The organism is Geminisphaera colitermitum TAV2 (assembly GCF_000171235.2).
Lineage (GTDB): Bacteria > Verrucomicrobiota > Verrucomicrobiia > Opitutales > Opitutaceae > Geminisphaera > Geminisphaera colitermitum.
In genome coordinates this window covers 1-16370 of record NZ_ABEA03000157.1, presented here as the reverse complement: position 1 = coordinate 16370, position 16370 = coordinate 1, and the positions used below count along the sequence as shown (strand labels likewise).

The 16370-nt window shown below is 62.6% G+C and carries 13 protein-coding genes; 11 read left to right on the top strand and 2 right to left on the bottom strand.

What is annotated here, in order from left to right; genetic code table 11:
• The first annotated feature begins 94 nt into the window (after nucleotides 1-94).
• The 9 genes from OBACDRAFT_RS25705 to OBACDRAFT_RS17350 all read left to right on the top strand — a co-directional run bounded on the left by OBACDRAFT_RS25705 (nucleotide 95) and on the right by OBACDRAFT_RS17350 (nucleotide 12763).
• The gene (locus OBACDRAFT_RS25705; protein WP_081722167.1) at nucleotides 95-991 is read left to right on the top strand and encodes a DUF1559 family PulG-like putative transporter; all 897 of its coding nucleotides are present in this window, start codon (nucleotides 95-97) and stop codon (nucleotides 989-991) included.
• A gap of 62 nt (nucleotides 992-1053) precedes the next feature.
• Nucleotides 1054-1932, top strand: a complete 879-nt coding sequence (locus tag OBACDRAFT_RS17385) for a PEP-CTERM sorting domain-containing protein (RefSeq protein ID WP_043587869.1) — start codon at nucleotides 1054-1056, stop codon at nucleotides 1930-1932.
• Between the two features lie 22 nt (nucleotides 1933-1954).
• Nucleotides 1955-2752, top strand: a complete 798-nt coding sequence (locus tag OBACDRAFT_RS30070; protein WP_043587867.1) for a PEP-CTERM sorting domain-containing protein — start codon at nucleotides 1955-1957, stop codon at nucleotides 2750-2752.
• 974 nt (nucleotides 2753-3726) lie between these two features.
• The gene (locus tag OBACDRAFT_RS17375) at nucleotides 3727-6639 is read left to right on the top strand and encodes a beta strand repeat-containing protein (RefSeq protein ID WP_043587865.1); all 2913 of its coding nucleotides are present in this window, start codon (nucleotides 3727-3729) and stop codon (nucleotides 6637-6639) included.
• 204 nt (nucleotides 6640-6843) lie between these two features.
• Nucleotides 6844-7713: a type II secretion system protein gene (locus OBACDRAFT_RS30865; protein ID WP_052362190.1), complete on the top strand. Its 870-nt coding sequence runs from the start codon at nucleotides 6844-6846 to the stop codon at nucleotides 7711-7713.
• Nucleotides 7714-7882: 169 nt separating this feature from the next.
• Nucleotides 7883-8617 (top strand): ParB-like protein, encoded by a 735-nt coding sequence (locus OBACDRAFT_RS17365; protein WP_043587864.1) that lies wholly within the window; start codon nucleotides 7883-7885, stop codon nucleotides 8615-8617.
• Between the two features lie 233 nt (nucleotides 8618-8850).
• Entirely contained in the window at nucleotides 8851-10044 is a 1194-nt protein-coding gene (locus OBACDRAFT_RS17360; protein ID WP_043587862.1) for an ABC transporter ATP-binding protein, read from the top strand.
• Complete coding sequence (locus OBACDRAFT_RS17355; protein ID WP_043587859.1) at nucleotides 10041-11069, top strand: ABC transporter substrate-binding protein; 1029 nt, start codon at nucleotides 10041-10043, stop codon at nucleotides 11067-11069. The genes OBACDRAFT_RS17360 and OBACDRAFT_RS17355 overlap by 4 nt, the downstream gene beginning before the upstream one ends.
• A complete protein-coding gene (locus OBACDRAFT_RS17350; protein WP_043587856.1) occupies nucleotides 11066-12763 on the top strand; it encodes an ABC transporter permease in 1698 nt (565 codons plus the stop codon). The genes OBACDRAFT_RS17355 and OBACDRAFT_RS17350 overlap by 4 nt, the downstream gene beginning before the upstream one ends.
• Here OBACDRAFT_RS17350 and OBACDRAFT_RS30065 read toward each other — a convergent pair.
• Nucleotides 12708-13067, bottom strand: coding sequence for an RsmB/NOP family class I SAM-dependent RNA methyltransferase (locus OBACDRAFT_RS30065; RefSeq protein ID WP_232767330.1), 360 nt, complete (start codon nucleotides 13065-13067; stop codon nucleotides 12708-12710). The genes OBACDRAFT_RS17350 and OBACDRAFT_RS30065 overlap by 56 nt on opposite strands.
• Nucleotides 13019-14011 carry an RsmB/NOP family class I SAM-dependent RNA methyltransferase gene (locus tag OBACDRAFT_RS17345; protein WP_232767328.1) on the bottom strand — a complete coding sequence of 331 codons (993 nt, stop codon included), beginning with the start codon at nucleotides 14009-14011 and terminating at the stop codon, nucleotides 13019-13021. Before OBACDRAFT_RS17345 ends, OBACDRAFT_RS30065 begins: the two co-directional genes overlap by 49 nt.
• A 195-nt stretch (nucleotides 14012-14206) precedes the next feature.
• Between OBACDRAFT_RS17345 and OBACDRAFT_RS17340 the strand changes: the two genes are divergently transcribed.
• Nucleotides 14207-14644, top strand: coding sequence for a hypothetical protein (locus OBACDRAFT_RS17340; RefSeq protein WP_198529932.1), 438 nt, complete (start codon nucleotides 14207-14209; stop codon nucleotides 14642-14644).
• A gap of 360 nt (nucleotides 14645-15004) precedes the next feature.
• On the top strand, nucleotides 15005-16370 hold a 1366-nt coding region (locus OBACDRAFT_RS17335), incomplete at its 3' end, for a LamG domain-containing protein (protein ID WP_043587854.1).

The window sequence follows — 16370 nt, the reverse complement described above, 5'->3', positions numbered from 1 at the left end:
AAACAGATTTAACCTTCCTGTAACAATCTTCCTGTTTCGGAATTTTGCTCCGTCGCTTCGCTGGTTTCACGGGCGCACCACAGCCCGTTCAGACATGACCAGACACGACACCACACCAACTCACGACACCACTACCACACACCGGTCGGTGGCTGGGCCAGCCGCCCGCCGCTCCCGTATCCGCTCCGGCTTTACGCTCATCGAGCTGCTCACCGTCATCGCCATCATCGGCATCCTCGCCGCCATCATCCTGCCGGTGGTCAGCAAGGTCCGCACCAGCGCCCGGCGCGCCGCCTCGGCCAGCAATCTTCGCCAGTGGGGCATCGCCCTCCAGATGTATTTTCAGGACTCGCGCGACCGGCTTCCTTGGGAAGTCGTGGCAAGCACCGCCGACATTCCCCGCTGGAACGAGATCGACGATCCCCAGTACGCCACCTGCTGGTTCAACGCCCTGCCTCCTTATGTCGGCCAGCTTCCGCTCAGCGCCACTCCTGATTCGGAACGCGCCACCGACAATCTCCACCCCTCCTACATGGCGAGCAACAGCATGTTCTACGCGCCGGGCGCGCCGGTGGAAAAATACCGCGGCGGCGGGTTCGGCTCCCTGCCCACCTTCTGCTACATGATGAACTCGCAGATTTACACCAAGGAGAGCAAGGAGAGCATGGCCGTCCGCAACGATTCGCGCGGCATGTCCCTGCGCCTCCTGCCAGAAAGTGTTCCGATCTCCCGCATCGCCTTCATGACCGAATCGGTGCTCGATTGGAACGCCGAGAAACCTTCCGAGGGCAGCGACGGGGGCGAAGGCCGGGCCAAGGGCGACGGTCTTTCCGTCTGCGGCCGCTACGGACAGCGCTCCAACATCGTCTTCCTCGACGGCAGTGTGCGCACCTACGACAGCGCCTACCTCGTCAAAAAACTCGGAGGCAATTACCCCCGCGCCGACAAACCCGACGTCATCTGGGCTGTCTGGAATTCCTTATACCGATAATAAACGCCTCTCCCAATTTGTACCATTAATTCAGTTACAATCAACCTTCATTCATTACAAACATGAACAACACGCACATCAGTCTTGTCCGCAGCGCCGCCCTTGGCGCGCTGCTCGCCGTCTCGGCCGCCACCGCGTCCGCCCAAGTTATCTACGAGGAGACGTTTGGCACCGCTACCTGGACTGATCCGGGGACTACTAACTATAACTTCAATGAGCTGATTGCCAATTTCACGGCACCCGATGTAGCCTACTACAATTATTCCACCTCAGGTCTGTTTGTAAAAGTAGAGACCCGGAATAACTGGAGAACCAATCAGAATGCTGGGTATACCCCCAACATCGCTCCTGATGCTCACTTTGTAATCGCCAAAGCTGGAGGAGGACTCGGTATCTCGGGAATTGATACGTCTTCAGTCATTGGTCAGTCGCTAACCCTGCAACTATCGGCGCTCATCGGCTGGGCTGCGAACAATGGCGGGGCGGGGTTTTACCCCGCGTTCACCTCCGAGACCGATGAGTGGGGAGACCTAGTCGCGACCTCACGCGAACTGACAGCCAATCTGAACGATTATGTAAAGTTCGAGGCCAGTTACGACGGTGGAGTCTCCTGGTCGGAGCTGACGCTCTACCAGAAGGATATCGGCACACCCGGAACCACGGTCGATCCCACCCGGCCCTGGACGATATGGGAAGCGGATCTGGGCACCGTGGTTGGCACCGAGCTGCAACTCCGGTTCCAGGATACGTCACTTCTGAAGGAGACGGGAGCATACAGCACCTCAAGCGTTTATGAGGAATACAGCGCTCCGATTCGCATTGATTCCCTGACGATCACGGCTGCAGCCGTGCCTGAGCCTGCGGTGTACGTCCTGGGGATGGCTGCCAGTGCGTTACTTTTTGTCGTCCTGCGCCGCCGAAACATGCGGATACAAGCCTGACTGACTCTCTTCCGAAATTACCATGAAATTATTCCCGAAATTCAGACCGCTGGCCCTGATTTCCTTTTTTGGCATTGCCTGCCTCACTGTCTCCTTCGGCCAGACCACTGAAGTGGTTTTCTTCGAGACATTCGGAAGCACCAGTCCGAGCGGAAACAACATAGGACTGTATTCACAATATGGAGATAACCGAGGCAATGTTGAAGCAAGTTCTTACCGTATCTGGTTTGGAGATACTGTAACCAATCTAGGCACAGGAATCCAGAATCCATTTTTCGGTTTTTACTCTTCCGACAGCTCCTGGGATGGTATAGACGGAGCTTCGGGAGGCAACCTGCTGCGATTTTCCGAGTTTAGCTCAACTTCCAGCACTACAACGCAGTGGTATCAGTTCAACGCGATACCGCTGACCGACCATGTCGGCGATTCCCTCGCCATCGAATTCCTGTTCCGCGGTCTCTCGCCTGGCGCCTTCCCTGATGTCAGCGACTATTTCACCCTCTCCATAAGTTGGGACAGTGTTACTTTTACAGAGGTGGAACTGAGCTTTTTCAATGGGATCAGAGAGGGCAGCGGCGCATCGGACGCATGGAAGAGTGTGGTCGGCACCGCCCAGACGATTGAAGGCGAGTCAGTGTGGCTTCGAATCACTGCCAATCCGACCGCAGCCGGCGCGTTTCCGGAGATGTTTTTCGACGATCTGAAATTAACTGTATCCGCGGCCGCAGTGCCCGAGCCTGCCACCTATGTAGCGATTTTCGGCGGACTGGCTTTGACCGGCGTGCTGGTCATCCGCCGCCGCCGGATGGCGGCAGGATGATTTTGGTCGGAGTCATATCAGAATGAATACAACCCCGCTCCGGTTGATTCCGGGGCGGGGTTTTTTGCATCCTGGCAACTAGCGTCTTGAGACTGGCGACCAGACACTGGGCAGGCTTATGGGAACTTCTCAAAAACCGATTTTTAACCACAGAGACACAAAGACACAGAGTTTTTACGGAATTATGAAAATAGGTTCCTCGACGTTTTCAGTGGTACGTTCGATTTTTTAACCACGGATCTCTTGAGGCGGCAGAGCCGCAACGGGAGGAGAGAATGGCCACGAAAAGGCAGCACAAAAAATCCAGGAGCGGATGAGACGTTGCAGGCGCCTATAGGCGCGCGGGGCGGCCTCGTCGTCAGCTTGGATTTTTGTGCCTTTTTGTGGCCATTCAAATTTTTAAAAAATGCTCTAAACGCGAATAAGGAGGCTGGATTCATTGTTTTATTCGCGACCATTCGCGTTCATTTGCGGTTACTGTTTGGGTCCTTCGGTTTTGGCGCAGCCAATCCAAGCCATCCGTGGTTCTTGGGTTCGGTTGCAGCGGCCAATGTAAAAACCAGGTTACGGAAACGCATTTCTAGCTGTATTCATAATTCCATTGCTTGGAAAATTATCCGGCATTTTTTTCGCGCTCGGATGCTTTTCGGAAGCGCAGTCTTTCCCGTTGGAGGTCAATTCATTGCTGGAATCGTATCCGATTAATAAAGACGAGGATCCGGGTTCCTCCCGCATGTTGTCAAGCCCCTTCCGGCTCCAAAAAATCGTTCACGCCGATCTTCCGCAATACACAATCAACGAATGCATTAAAAAGTTATTCACTGCACCCGGCCGCAAAATTAACCTGACTGTAACGATATTCTCGTTTCGCCCGGCGAGGCCCTTCCCGATAGTGCGTGCGTCGGAGCGAGGCGGGCGCCAGCCCCATTCCGGCATCGTCAGGCAACAAACAAATATAAACCAGAGAAAACATCATGAATAAAGACATGACCCGGAGCTTCATGCTCCTCTCCGCGAGCTTGCTCGCGTTCAATCCACTGGCCGCCCAAATTGCATGGAATGGCAGCGGGACCTACACCCAGGATTTTTCCGGGTTCAACGGCACCAGCGGCTCTCTCCCGGATGGCTTCTTTGCCGAGGCGGAGCAATCGTCGCCGCCTTTCGTTCCCGGAGGCGCTGGCGGCACGGTGACTGGGAGCGACGGCACCATTGGCTTCCGCACCTTCCGAGACCCGGCCAGCACGGAGGATTTGAACAAACGCTGGTTTGGCATCCTTGAAGGCAGCGGCTTGGGCGATTCCCGCCTCTTCGCTGAGATCAAGAATACGTCCGGCAACGCGATCACGGCGCTGCGCGTCAAGTATCGAGCGGCCATCTGGCGTGATGGCGCCCGTGAAAACTCCATCCGTCTCAAATACAACACCTCGACCGGCGGCTTCAGCAGCGTGCCCGACTCCGACGTGTGGGTGGCTCCGATCAACGCCGGCGGCAACATCGCCTACGATGGCAACTTGCCCGCCTACAGCAGCCAGCGCGAAGTGGTCATCGTCCTGCCCAGTCCGCTGGCCAACAATGCCACCGCCTACCTCCGCTGGCAGTATTCCACCAACAGCGGCAGCGGCACCCGCGACGGTCTCGGCATCACCGACATCGAGATTGAGGCTGTCCCTACGGGAGGGGTCCAGCTACCTTGGGATGGTGGCAACGGCAACTGGTCGAGCGCCAACTGGGATGGCGATAATTGGATCAGTGGCAGAAAGGCCGTCTTTTCTAATGCCAATAATACGATTTCAGTGAATGGAAATTTCGTTGTTAATGGTATCGAATTTGGCGCTACAAACGTGACGCTCGCCAATGGTTCTGGAAATCTTCTGTTTTCTGGTACTGTCAACATTCCCAACAGCGCCCACACCGCCACAATCACCGCCACAATCAACGGCGCCGATCTCGTGAAGCAGGGCGCCGGCACACTCGTGCTCGGCGGCAATGCCAACCTTACCGGCGACCTCAAGGTCTACGAGGGCGCGGTGAATACCGCCTCCACGTTCACTGTTTCCAATACCGCTCGCGTCGATCTCGGCAACAGCACGACCTTCAAGCTCGGTGGTAATCTCACCGTGCGCGGCCTCACCGGCTCCGAATCCGGCACGGTCAATATCGACGGCGCAGTCCTCACGCTCAAGCAGGAGGGCAGCAACGTCAGCTACCGTGGCGCGATCATCGGCAACGGCGACATCATCAAGACGGGCGTCGGCCTGCAGGAATTCCAGACCACGACCAAAGCCTACACGGGCGAAACCGCCATTGTCCAAGGCACCCTGGCCGTGACCCGCAATGGCATCCTCACCCACACCGAGGCCATCAAAGTCTATGGCCCCGCGACCGAGGATGAAAACGGCAATGACAACCTCGACTACGGAGAGCTCCTCCTCAATCGTGACGGTCTCTACACGTTTGGCTCCGCGCTCACCAACCTTCCGATCATCACCCTCGATGGCGGCTGGCTGGCCACCGATACCAATCTCGTGGTGACGCTCGCCAACCCGGTGGTCCTTGTGATCCCCACTGGCGCTGACCTCGACGCGCAGGGCCGTCCCGATCTGGGCAACCAGATCTTTGCCCGTGGCGCCACCGGTTCACTCACGCTCAACGGCGCGATCACTGGTGAAGGCGGATTCCGCAAGCAGGGTCAGGGCACGCTCACGCTCGCCAGCGCGGGCAACACCTACACCGGCGGCACCAACGTCCGCAACGGCACGCTCGTCGTGCCCGCCACCGGTTCGCTCGGCAGCGGCCCGCTCCTCTTCACCAACGACGAGGACACCCGCACGCTCATCCTCAATGCCGACTCCACCGTCAGCCTCCTCGACGGCAACTCGCCCGATCCGGCGGAAGCCGGCGTGAACAACGCCTTCCTCCAAATTGCCTCGGGCAAGACCCTCACCGTCAACCAGGCGGACGATGTGTATTACGACGACGAGGTTGGCGAATGGGTTGAAAACGACACCCGCTTCCAGGGAGACATCACTGGCGCGGGCAACTTCGTGAAAAGCGGTCGCGGCTACCTGCGGTTCTCCCGCTACGCCAAGACCCTCACCGGCACGGTTACGGTGTCGCAAGGCGTGCTCGATGTGTCCGCCCCGGCGGCGCTTGCCAGCGTTGCCTCCATCACGGTGGAGCAAGGCGGCCAGCTTCGCCTCTCCACCAACGGAGAAGGCGTCGAATACGGATTCGGCGGCTTGGTCTACCTCGGCAGCACCCAGCGCGCCATCGGTGGCAATGTGCAGGATGATCGCGGCCTCGGCATCCTCGGCGGTCTCCGCTACGATCCTGCCGCAGGCGTGCACTCGGCCACCCTCTTCTCCGGCGTCGTGGTGACAGCCAACTCCGACATCCACGTGGACGGCCAGGAAAAGGTGTTCACTCTGGCGGGCGACCTGTCCTCCACTGGCTCCTATGACCTGACCCGCACGGGCGGCGGCACCGTCGTCATCACGGGAACGGCCACCGGCTACGCCGGCACGTTCACGCTCCTCAACGGCGCGACCGTCATCAACACCGTGCTCGGCCAAATTGGCGGCGAGGTGGACATCACCGTTGGCGCCACGGTTGGCGCGGCCGCTCCGGCCAGCCTGAGCGGCACCGGCGCCGTCGTCGGCAGCGTGGCGTATGCCTCCAATGCCACGATTGTGGTGGACGGCTCCACTCCGGTCCTGACCATCAACGGCAATCTCGATCTCGGCACCGCTACGATCGACACCGGCAACGTGGGAACCGGCACCTACAACCTGTTCGCGGTCACCGGCACGGCTGACATCAGCTCCGTCACCATCGTGGGCGGCGGCACGATCGGCTTCAGCAGCGGATACGTACAGATCACCAAATAAGTCGGGTGGGGAATCGCACTGCTGAAACGGTGCAGGCCACGATCCGATTCGCATCACTCCGCCTCCCGGCATCATCGCCGGGAGGCGGACTTTTTTGCCGCCATGTCGTGTTCCGTCATGCCTCAATGCGAGTAAAGATGTTACCTGTTCGTAACACTTTTTCGGCTCACTTTGTGCGGAGAAAAAACAGCGTCTGAGGCCGTTATGATTATTTCATTCAGACAACGAGGTTTTACGCTCATCGAGCTGCTCGCCGTCATTGCCATCATCGGCATTCTCGCCGCCATTCTTCTCCCGGTCGTCGGCCGGGTGCGCATGCAGGCCAATCGTGCAGCCTCGGCCAGCAACCTGCGGCAATGGGGCGTGGCCTTCGGCCTCTATATTGTAGAAAACCGCAACCGCCTTCCGACGGAAGGCACTTCGAAGGGCAAGTCGGGAAGCTTGGAAAAAGAAGACTTTGCGTGGTGGAGCGATGTGGGAGCGGATTACAATGCCAATGCCTGGTTCAATGTGCTGCCGCCCTACGCCAACGAACGCCCGCTCAAGGACTGGCTGCCCGGCGCCAGTCGCGCGGAGAAGGATGAGTTCGCGCGGACTTTCCGCCGGACGCTCTTTTACTCGCCTGGCTCACGCCTGCGGGAGGCGGGCACCGGCTCCACGGCGGACATGATCCCCATGTGCTATTTCATCAATTCACAGCTCTACAATTCAGATGCGGCGAAAGTGCACGGCGTAGGCAGCTCCACTCTTCGGGAAAGAGGAGTCGATTTTGTGCTCTTGAGCGGGCTTCGCTCTCCCACGGTGATCCCGCTGATGGCGGAGGGGAGGACTGAAAACAGCGAACTGGATGCTAACCAAAATGGTGGCTCCGATGTATTTCGCGCTCGTGGGCAGGCCAATCACGTAGGATCGCGCTACGGAAAGAGAACCAACCTGCTGTTTGCGGACGGGAGCGTGCGCAGCTTCAAGACAAGCTACATCCTCGCCGGAAGTCCCTCCGGAAGTGGTCTGGGGCAACAGGACAAACCTGACATCGTCTGGCAGATTTTTTCATACGCTGCCAAGGGGATGTAGCTGCAATAAACACTTTCCGGAGCGATTCCGCCCCGGATTTCACACCATAGTAAGTAAACAACAAACTAACCTGCATCACTCCGCCCTCCGGCCCAAACGTCACCGGGAGGCGGAGTCTAGTTTCTAGTCACTAGCCTCTAGCTCCGAGCGACTCGTCCTGCCTGCCAGCATGAGAAACCAACGTCACTATCTTTTCCTCCTCGGCCTCCCGCTGATCGTTCTCCTCTGCTCCGTGCTGCGGAGTGGACAAGGGGGGGAGACCACCTACGTCCCCTTCCATCCCGACCTTCCCGCTGGCGCCGCCGTCACCATCGACGCCCGGCGGCTTCATCCCACACAATTCGCCGTGGGCTTTCGTGAAGTCGCCTTCAAGACCGCCACGATCGGCGCCCTCTCGCCCGACAAACTCGTTGCGTATCTGAAAAAGAAAGACACACCCGTTGTCATCGGCCCCGGCGGCATGCCTTACATGACCGACGGCCACCACACCCTGCGCGGTCTCATCGACTCCCGGCAGCCCGACAAGACCGCTTACGGCCACATCCTCGCCAACTGGTCCAGTCTCTCGCCTGACGAATTCTGGCGGCGCATGATCGAACATCGCTACACCTACCTCGGCTCGCCAGACGACGGCACGCCGCTGCCGCCGGCGCAACTGCCCACCACGCTCCTCGACCTGCGCAGCAACCCTTGGCGCGGCCTCATGTGGGCGGTGATGGAGGCCGGCGGCTTCGAGGAGCGCAAGAACGTGTATTTTCAGGAGTTTCTCTGGGCCGATTTTTTCCGGGGAAAACTCCAGTGGGATGACACCGACGACGCCGATTTCGCCCGCGCCGTGCGCGAGGCCGTGATCCTCGCCCGCTCGCCCGAAGCCGCCCATTTGCCCGGCTGGAAAAACCCGTAGTGCGGAGTTTCTGCCCGCACGATGACGCCCCCCCTCCCCCCCCCCCCTTCCCCAAGTCAGGGTTCCTGCAATGCCAGTAACATCCCGGCCCCGTCCGCATCGTCGCGGGCGAGGCATGATTCCCCTCCATCCGTTCCCGTGCCCGCCCGCTCCTGCAAATCGTCACCCGAATCACACCTGTTCGTAACACACTTGTAACCTACCTCTCCCATACTCGCACGCATTCCGTCCGCATGCCCGACTCCGCCACACCTCCGCCTCCTGCCGATCCCTCCGCCGCCTTTCTCGAATGCACCGACGTGAGCAAAACCTTCGGCGGCGCCACTGTCCTGCACCGCATGAGCTTCACGCTCGCCCGCGGCGAATGCCTCGCCCTCCTCGGCGCTTCCGGTTGTGGCAAGACCACCCTTCTCAACATCCTCGCCGGCTTTCTCCGGGCCGACACCGGCCGCGTGCGCTGCGCCGGCGAGACGCTCGATGACGCCGCCGCCGGCGCCTTCACCGACGTGGCCCGTCGCCGCTTCGCAATGGTGTTCCAGGATTTCAGTCTCTGGCCCCACCTCACGGTCGGCGAGAACGTCGGCTACGGGTTGAAAATCCGCGGCGTCTCCCGCGCTGATCGCGAAGCCCGCGTCCGCGAAGCGCTCCGCCGAGTGTCGCTCGAAGCCGCCGCCAACCGGATGCCGGCCACGCTCTCCGGCGGACAACAACAACGCGTGGCAATTGCCCGCGCCCTCGTCGTCGAGCCGCGCGTGCTGCTCCTCGACGAACCGCTCAGCGCGCTCGACGTCCACCTGCGCGATGAACTGCGTGACGAGATCGGTCACCTCATTCGCACCCTCGGCATGACGGCGGTTTACGTGACCCACGACCAAAGCGAGGCCCTCGCCATCGCGCACCGCGTGGCCGTGATGCGCGCCGGCGTGATCGAACAACTCGACACGCCCGAAAAAATCTACCGCGAACCGGCCACCCGTTATGTCGCCGGTTTTCTCGGCGGTGCCAACCTGCTACCCTTCGTCCGCCGCGAAGGCAAAACCTGGCTCGGCCGCTGGGTGGAGCTTCACGCGCATGAAAGCACTCCCGCCACGACAACCTCCGCCCCCTCCGCATCGGCAGGCTTCCACTCCGGCCTCGCGGTCAACAGCCTCGCCGGCACCTCGGTCGCGCATGGCGTGTTTGCCCTGCGCAAAGAAGTCGTGACGGTCCGCCCGCTCGGGGCCGCCGGCAAACCCTCCGCAGCCTCCGGCGCCAAACGCCTGCCCGGGCGCTGCACGCGCTCGCGTTTCACCGGCGAACGTCACGAGATCACCCTTGATGTCGATGGCATCGGCTTCATTCGCGGTTTCGCCTCCGCCGGCATCGAGTCCGGCACGCCGGTCGTCGCCGACTTCGAGGCTCGCCACCTGCGGGAGGTGCGCGAATGAAATGGGCGACCCTCGCCATCCTTCCCGCGTTCGGCCTCGCCCTCCTTGCCGGTTGCGCGCGCCCGTCGGCCAAACTCGTGGTTTACTCCGCCGGCCCCCGGCCGCTCGCCGAGCGCATCTGCCGCGGCTACACGGAAGCCACCGGCATGCCGGTGGAGCTTTTCACCGCGACCACCGGCCAGCTCCTTTCCAAGCTCGAAGCCGAGCGGTTTCATCCGCGCGCCGATGTCGTCATCCTCGCCAGCCGCGTGGCCGCCGAGGCGCTGAAACAAGGCCATCGCCTGCTCCCGGTCACGCTGCCGCCGACGGAACAGCCCGGGCATCCCGACTGGCACGATCCCGAGGGTTATTATTACGGCATGGCCGCCGCCGTCATCGGCGTGGCCTTGCGCGCCGACCATCCGCCGCCGCCCGCCGGCGGCTGGGACTGGGAGGATTTCCTGCAAAGCCGCTATCCCTCCTCGGCCGAAGGGAAAAACACCCGGATCAGCCTGCCGTCGCCGACACGCAGCGGCGCCTCCGGCGACTTCGTGATGGCCTGGCTGCTCGCGCGCGGCGAGGCCGGCTGGAGCGATTTCCGACAGGCGCGCCGGCACGGACTGGAAATCGCGGGGGCCAACGCCCAGGCCCTCACCGGCCTGATGACCGGTGCCAATCAAGCCGTGATCGGCGCGGTGGATTACGTGGTCCTGCGCGAAGTCGAACGCGGCGAACCTGTCCGCATCTATTATCCGAAATCCGGCGGCGTGTATGTCACCCGTCCCGCCGCCGTGCTGGCCGGCACCCGCCAGCCCGACGCCGCCGCGGCGTTTGTCCGTTATTGTCTGGGCGAAGCCGCCCAGCGCGAGGCCGCTCGCGTCCACCTCCTGCCTGCGCGGACCGGCATCCCGCCCAGCCCGGTCCGGCGGGCGGCGGGCGAGGCCCATGCCTTTCCCTTCGAAGCCTCCGCCGCACTCGCCACGCAATCCGCCGCCATGCGCCGTTTCCAATACGAGATCGAGCGCGCGGTCTTCATCGATCCATGACCCTCAAGACCTCCGGCCCCGCCTCCCGCCTTTCGTCCGTCCTCACCCTCTGGCCGCTCTGGCTCGCCGCCGGCTTTGTCCTCGTCACCGTCGGCTACCCGCTCGCCATCCTCGCCGTGCAGTCGGTGTTTCCCGAAGCGCTGGCCGGAAAATTCGACGGGGCGTTCAGCGCCTTCGCCGCGATGGTCCGCACGCCCGGCCTCGGCGAGATGCTCGGCAACTCGCTCCTCTGGGGACTCGCCACCACGGCCGGCGCATGGCTGCTCGGCCTGCCGGCGGGCGTCATGCTCGCCCGGATACATTTCCCTGGGAAACGCCTCGCGCGCATCGTGCTCCTGCTGCCCGTGATGACGCCGCCGTACCTGCTCGCGCTCGCCTATATCCTGCTGATGCAGCCGGGCGGTTTCTGGGACAACACCGGCGGCGTGCCGCCCTGGCTGCAACGTGCCTTTTTCGGTTTCTGGGGCGTGACCTTTGTCATGGTCATGGGTTGCTTCGGCGGCGTGGCGCTCGCTGTCGAGGCGGCGCTGCTCAATCTCGGCTCCCGCCTCGAAGATGCCGCCGCCAGCCTCGGCGCGCGGCCGGCACGCATCTGGGCAGGCATCCTGCTGCCGCTCCTGCTCCCGGCCATCCTCAACTCCGGCGTGCTGGTCTTTGTCGAGGCGATGTCCAACTTCGGCGTCCCCGCCATCCTCGGTCCCCGCGCTAACCTCCCTCTGCTGCCCGCCGAGATCTACGCGCTCGTCACCAACTGGCCGGTCAATATCCCGCTGGCCACGGCGCTCTCGCTGCTCCTCTGCCTTGCCGCCATCGCGCTTCTGCAAGCCACCCGGCGGCTCCTCGCCCGGCACGGCGGCATCCGCACCCGGCCCGGCTCCCCGGCGCAACGCACGCCCGGGCTGGCTGGCGTCGCTGCGGTCCAGGGTTACTTCGCCTTTCTTTTTGTCATCAGCGGCCTGCTCCCGCTCGGCGTCATTGTCCTGGCCAGCCTCGTCGAACGCTGGAACGCCGGCGCCCCGGTCTGGACCCTGCAGCATTACCGCGATCTCCTGTCGTTTTCCGCCGAGGGCAACGGGCTCGGCGCGCTCGGCACCAGCGCGCTGCTCGGCGGCATCACGGCCACGGTCTGCGTGCTCGTCGGCGGGCTCGCGGCCTGGGCGATGTCGCGGCATCCGGGCTTTTTCGCCCGCCTCGCCGACCAGCTCAGCCTGCTGCCGCGCATCGTGCCCCGCATCGTCATCGCGGTCGGCATGATCCTCGCGTGGAACGCGCCCTGGGTGGTGCTGCCGGTGTACAACACGATCTGGATTCTGCTGGTCGCGTATTTCGCCCTCTACCAGAGCGACGCCGTCCGGTTCGCCGACACCGGCATGCGCGGCATCGGCCAGAATCTCGAACACGCCGCCGCCATCCTCGGCGCGCCGCGCTGGCGCATCCTCGCCGGCATCGTGCTGCCGCTCCTGCGGCCCGCGCTGCTGGCGGCCTGGATCACAACCTTCGTCGTGTGCATGCGCGACCTTGTCGCCTCTATCCTCCTGCTCCCGCCCGGCGTACAGACGGTGGGCAGCTTCATCTTCACGCAATTCGAGCAGGGCAACATGGCCCGGGCGATGGCAATGGCCACCTGCGCCACGCTCCTCAGCAGCGCGGTGCTTTTCGTTTTGCAACGCCGGCCGGCTTCGCGCGTCTCCTGAACACCGCCATGTAACGCGCGTCGCCGTCGAGGTCGGCCGGATGAATCCGCCAGCCAAGCCCGGCCAGCCGCGCCAGCCGGTCCGCGAGCGCCGGTTTCACGACCTCGAACTGCGGGTGCGTCTCCGCAAACAACTCCACCACGTTGTTGGTCTCGGCGAGGCAGACGGATGTCACCGCATACACCAGCCGGCCGCCCGGACGGACCTGTTTCGCGCTCTCGCGCAGCAGGTCGTGCTGCGCCCCCACAAAATCGTTCAGCGTCGAGGGTGACATCTGGTGCAGCAGCCACGGGCGATGCCGCAACAGTCCGGAGCACGACGACAGCGCGAAGGCAAAGACGCCGTCGTAAGCCCCCCCCCCCCCCCCTTCGTATCCACGATCTGGATATTCTTTCGCGCATGCGGATCGTTGCCCGGGATCAGGGAATACAACTCGTTCTGGCGCGTGTCGGCGGCGTCCACGCGCCCGGTTTCCCCGACGAGATCGGCGAGCGCCCGGGCATGCCGCCCGAGACCGGCAAACGTATTGAGCCACACCTCGCCCGACTGCGGCTCCGACATGGCGATGATGGCCTGCGCCCCGATGTCCTGCACCTCGCAAAGTCCGCCCATGAACGCCCGCAGGTTGCTCACCAGCGTATCCGGCGGCAGGCCCAGGGCGTCCGGGATCAACGGATGCACCTGCGTGGGCTGTCCCTCCTTTTCCATCATGTCGCGCGCGATGTCGCGCCAGCCGGGCCGGCACCGCAGCCACATCGGCGTCGGGGTGAACCACCGCTCCAGAGTGTCGTCGGCAAACGTCCAGAGCGCCTGATCGGTGAACCAGGACGGCATCAACTTCGCGAGGTTGAACGGAGCGAAATCCGGGGCGACGGTCGCCAGCGCATCCGGCGAAGGCAGGCGGCCCGCCTCGCTTTCGGGGAGGGCGAGGTCGGAGGCGAGAGCGCTCCGCACCTGGCCGGGCGGCAGCGCCAGGCAGATCAGGGCGAGCCCGGTGTCGGGATCGAGTTCCAGCACGGGACGACACCAGTTGCGAATGCGCAGCCACATCATCAACGCTGCGTAGTAGAGATGCCGTTCGTGCGAGCTAAGTCCTTTTTTGGAGAACAGTCCCCGTATCCAGTCGTCGAACACAAACCCGGGTCGCAGCGCCCCGTCGGTATTGTCGATCAGTTCGAGCAGCGTAAGCCGTCTTTTGGCGGCTCTGGCGGCATCGAAGGGAAATTCCGTGTCCGCAGTGGTAGGCATGCGTCGTGACATAACAACCGGACAGGCGACTTTCCTGCGCTGGAAAGTAAAGGCCCGCCACGTTACGATTTGGAAACAAAGCACACCTATCGCCAGCGACCGGCAATCGTCACGCAAACTTAACCCGCCTGCGGTTTATTTTTCTCCTCCAGCGGACTCATGTTTGCCCAGTCTCGTCAGTCTATGAACGCCACCGTGCTCTCTCCGCTACCGCTCAGAGCTGACTGGCCGCTCAGCGCCATCTATCGCCTCGCGGACGCCCGCCAGCGGACGCAAGATGCCTCCGCTTCTCCCGCCATCGTCTTCAGGGTCATATCGGAAAACCCGGCCGTATTTTCCGCAGCGTCCGGAGCGCTTGTGCTGACAGCCTGCCGTCCGCATGTTTCCGGTCTTTACAACCTGCTGGCCGGCCCGTGGCGCTTTCTGGCCCGGATCGCCCATATCCATCGCGTGGATGACTCCGTCACCATTGGCCAGTTGGTTGGCCAGATGGCGGAACACAACGAAACCCTCCGTATCCTTTCCCGCGATACCTCTTCTGGTGAAATCATTTTTTTGCGCGCTTTCGCCAGCGATCCGGAATTCGGACACGTTCTCGCAGACAATCGCCTGCCCGAATACGCAGGGCAGTGACCGGATGACGCCATCCTGCGGAATGGCCAAGTTGGATCGGCCGTCTGAAGGTCCCTCCGTGACATCGCTCGGTTACCGGGCTTGGCGGATCACCCGTCAAGACTGCGGCGTGCGCGACAGCCGCCGCATCATCGGCGACTACGTTCGATGAAGGGCAATGTTTTCTCTGAGCCTTGGAACTGACTCTCAGGCCGTCCTCCATCCCTCTGTTCAACTGGCTGAATCAGTTCCGCTGCATTTGCGCAGGCCTGCTTGCCTGCCGGATAGCTCTCCCGGATATTAGCAGCATCGCAACCATTGGCTCCTGCCGATGGCGAAGATTCCCCATCCGTTTATGCGTTTGTAAGCAAAAATCCATCCATGAGGTTCCCGGTCGTCCGACTCCTATTTGCCATCGTGTTGCTGCCCCTCGCTCCCCTTGGAGCCGGAGCGGTTAATACCGATGCCGCGCCTGTCAGCCAGTGGCAGGCCGCCACCGACGTCGCACAAATCACCAGCATCCCCGACCTCGGCGGCATCGCCCCCCTTGCCTGGACCACCGCCCCCACGCTCGCACCCGATGTCTTTTTCGGCGCTCCCGCCTGGAAACTCGACGGCACGCAAGCCGCCACCGCCCCCCACGCCCGCCTCCACGGCGCCATGCGAGAAAACCTTACCATCGAAGCCTGGATCAAACTCCCCCCCTCCTCCTCTCCCCACCGCGGCATTGTAGTTAGAAAACAAGGACAATTCTCCCTCGACTTCTTTCCCGAAGCCGACGGTGTCCGCCTCCGTTTCAACATCTGGCAGGAAAACCGCCTCCACGCCGTCTCTGCTCCCGCCCACGGCGCCCTCGACGACGGCAACTGGCACCACCTCGCCGGCGTCCTTCGCCAAGGTTCCATTGAACTCTTCATCGACGGACGCTCTGTTGACAAGGGGACGGGGCTTGGCCGCAAAACCTTCGCAGGCGGCGGCTACACCTCCATCGGCCCCAGCGACCGCCCTCTCTGGATCGGCGGCATGAAGCAGGACCCCGTCACCCCCGCCACGCCCATCACCCGCGGTTTCACCGGCATGATCGCCCAAGTCCGCCTTACCGGCCAGGCCCTCACACCCGACCGATTCGGCCCCCGCAATCCACTCACTGGCCGGCAACAACCCGCCCCCGTCCCCCTCCCCTCCTCCGCCGCAACCACCGTATCCACCATGTCGTTACAACCACCCGCCGGAGGCATCGACCAACAACCCGGCCTCACCCTCCTCCGCGCCGGTGCCGCCGCCCGCCCGGCGCTCGTCGCCCCCGCGCAAGTCTGGCGGCTCGGCAACTGGTATTACGGACAACAGGAGGTCCTCCGCACCGCTCCCACCTCCCGCGCCGCGCAGACCCTCCGCCTGCGCCTCCCCCTCCCTAAACCACGTGATGCCGCAGCAGCAACCGCACCATTCCAAATCGGCCTCATTACCGTCAACGAATCCGGAGCCGTCCTCGACCTCGCCGTCAGCGTCAACGGCCGGCCTGTCGCCACCTTCCCCGAACTCCGCGACCAGACCACCTTTAAGCAATTCCACACCCTCACCACGCCCCCCCTCCCCTCCGACCTCATCGCCTCGTCCACCACCACCACGCTCGACATCACCCTCACCGCCCCCCATCGCCCCGGCGGCGACCGCATCAACCTCCTCCAACTCGCCCTCGGCGACACCACCGCCATCGCCGACTGGAAAAACACCTGGCAACTCCCTC

Excerpts from the sequence above, each read along its gene's own strand:
- OBACDRAFT_RS17345 (WP_232767328.1), bottom strand. The coding sequence starts at position 14,011 with ATGCCTACCACTGCGGACACGGAATTTCCCTTCGATGCCGCCAGAGCC.
- OBACDRAFT_RS30865 (WP_052362190.1), top strand. The coding sequence starts at position 6,844 with ATGATTATTTCATTCAGACAACGAGGTTTTACGCTCATCGAGCTGCTC.
- OBACDRAFT_RS17375 (WP_043587865.1), top strand. The coding sequence starts at position 3,727 with ATGAATAAAGACATGACCCGGAGCTTCATGCTCCTCTCCGCGAGCTTG.
- OBACDRAFT_RS25705 (WP_081722167.1), top strand. The coding sequence starts at position 95 with ATGACCAGACACGACACCACACCAACTCACGACACCACTACCACACAC.
- OBACDRAFT_RS17350 (WP_043587856.1), top strand. The coding sequence starts at position 11,066 with ATGACCCTCAAGACCTCCGGCCCCGCCTCCCGCCTTTCGTCCGTCCTC.
- OBACDRAFT_RS17360 (WP_043587862.1), top strand. The coding sequence starts at position 8,851 with ATGCCCGACTCCGCCACACCTCCGCCTCCTGCCGATCCCTCCGCCGCC.
- OBACDRAFT_RS17355 (WP_043587859.1), top strand. The coding sequence starts at position 10,041 with ATGAAATGGGCGACCCTCGCCATCCTTCCCGCGTTCGGCCTCGCCCTC.
- OBACDRAFT_RS17385 (WP_043587869.1), top strand. The coding sequence starts at position 1,054 with ATGAACAACACGCACATCAGTCTTGTCCGCAGCGCCGCCCTTGGCGCG.
- OBACDRAFT_RS30070 (WP_043587867.1), top strand. The coding sequence starts at position 1,955 with ATGAAATTATTCCCGAAATTCAGACCGCTGGCCCTGATTTCCTTTTTT.
- OBACDRAFT_RS17365 (WP_043587864.1), top strand. The coding sequence starts at position 7,883 with ATGAGAAACCAACGTCACTATCTTTTCCTCCTCGGCCTCCCGCTGATC.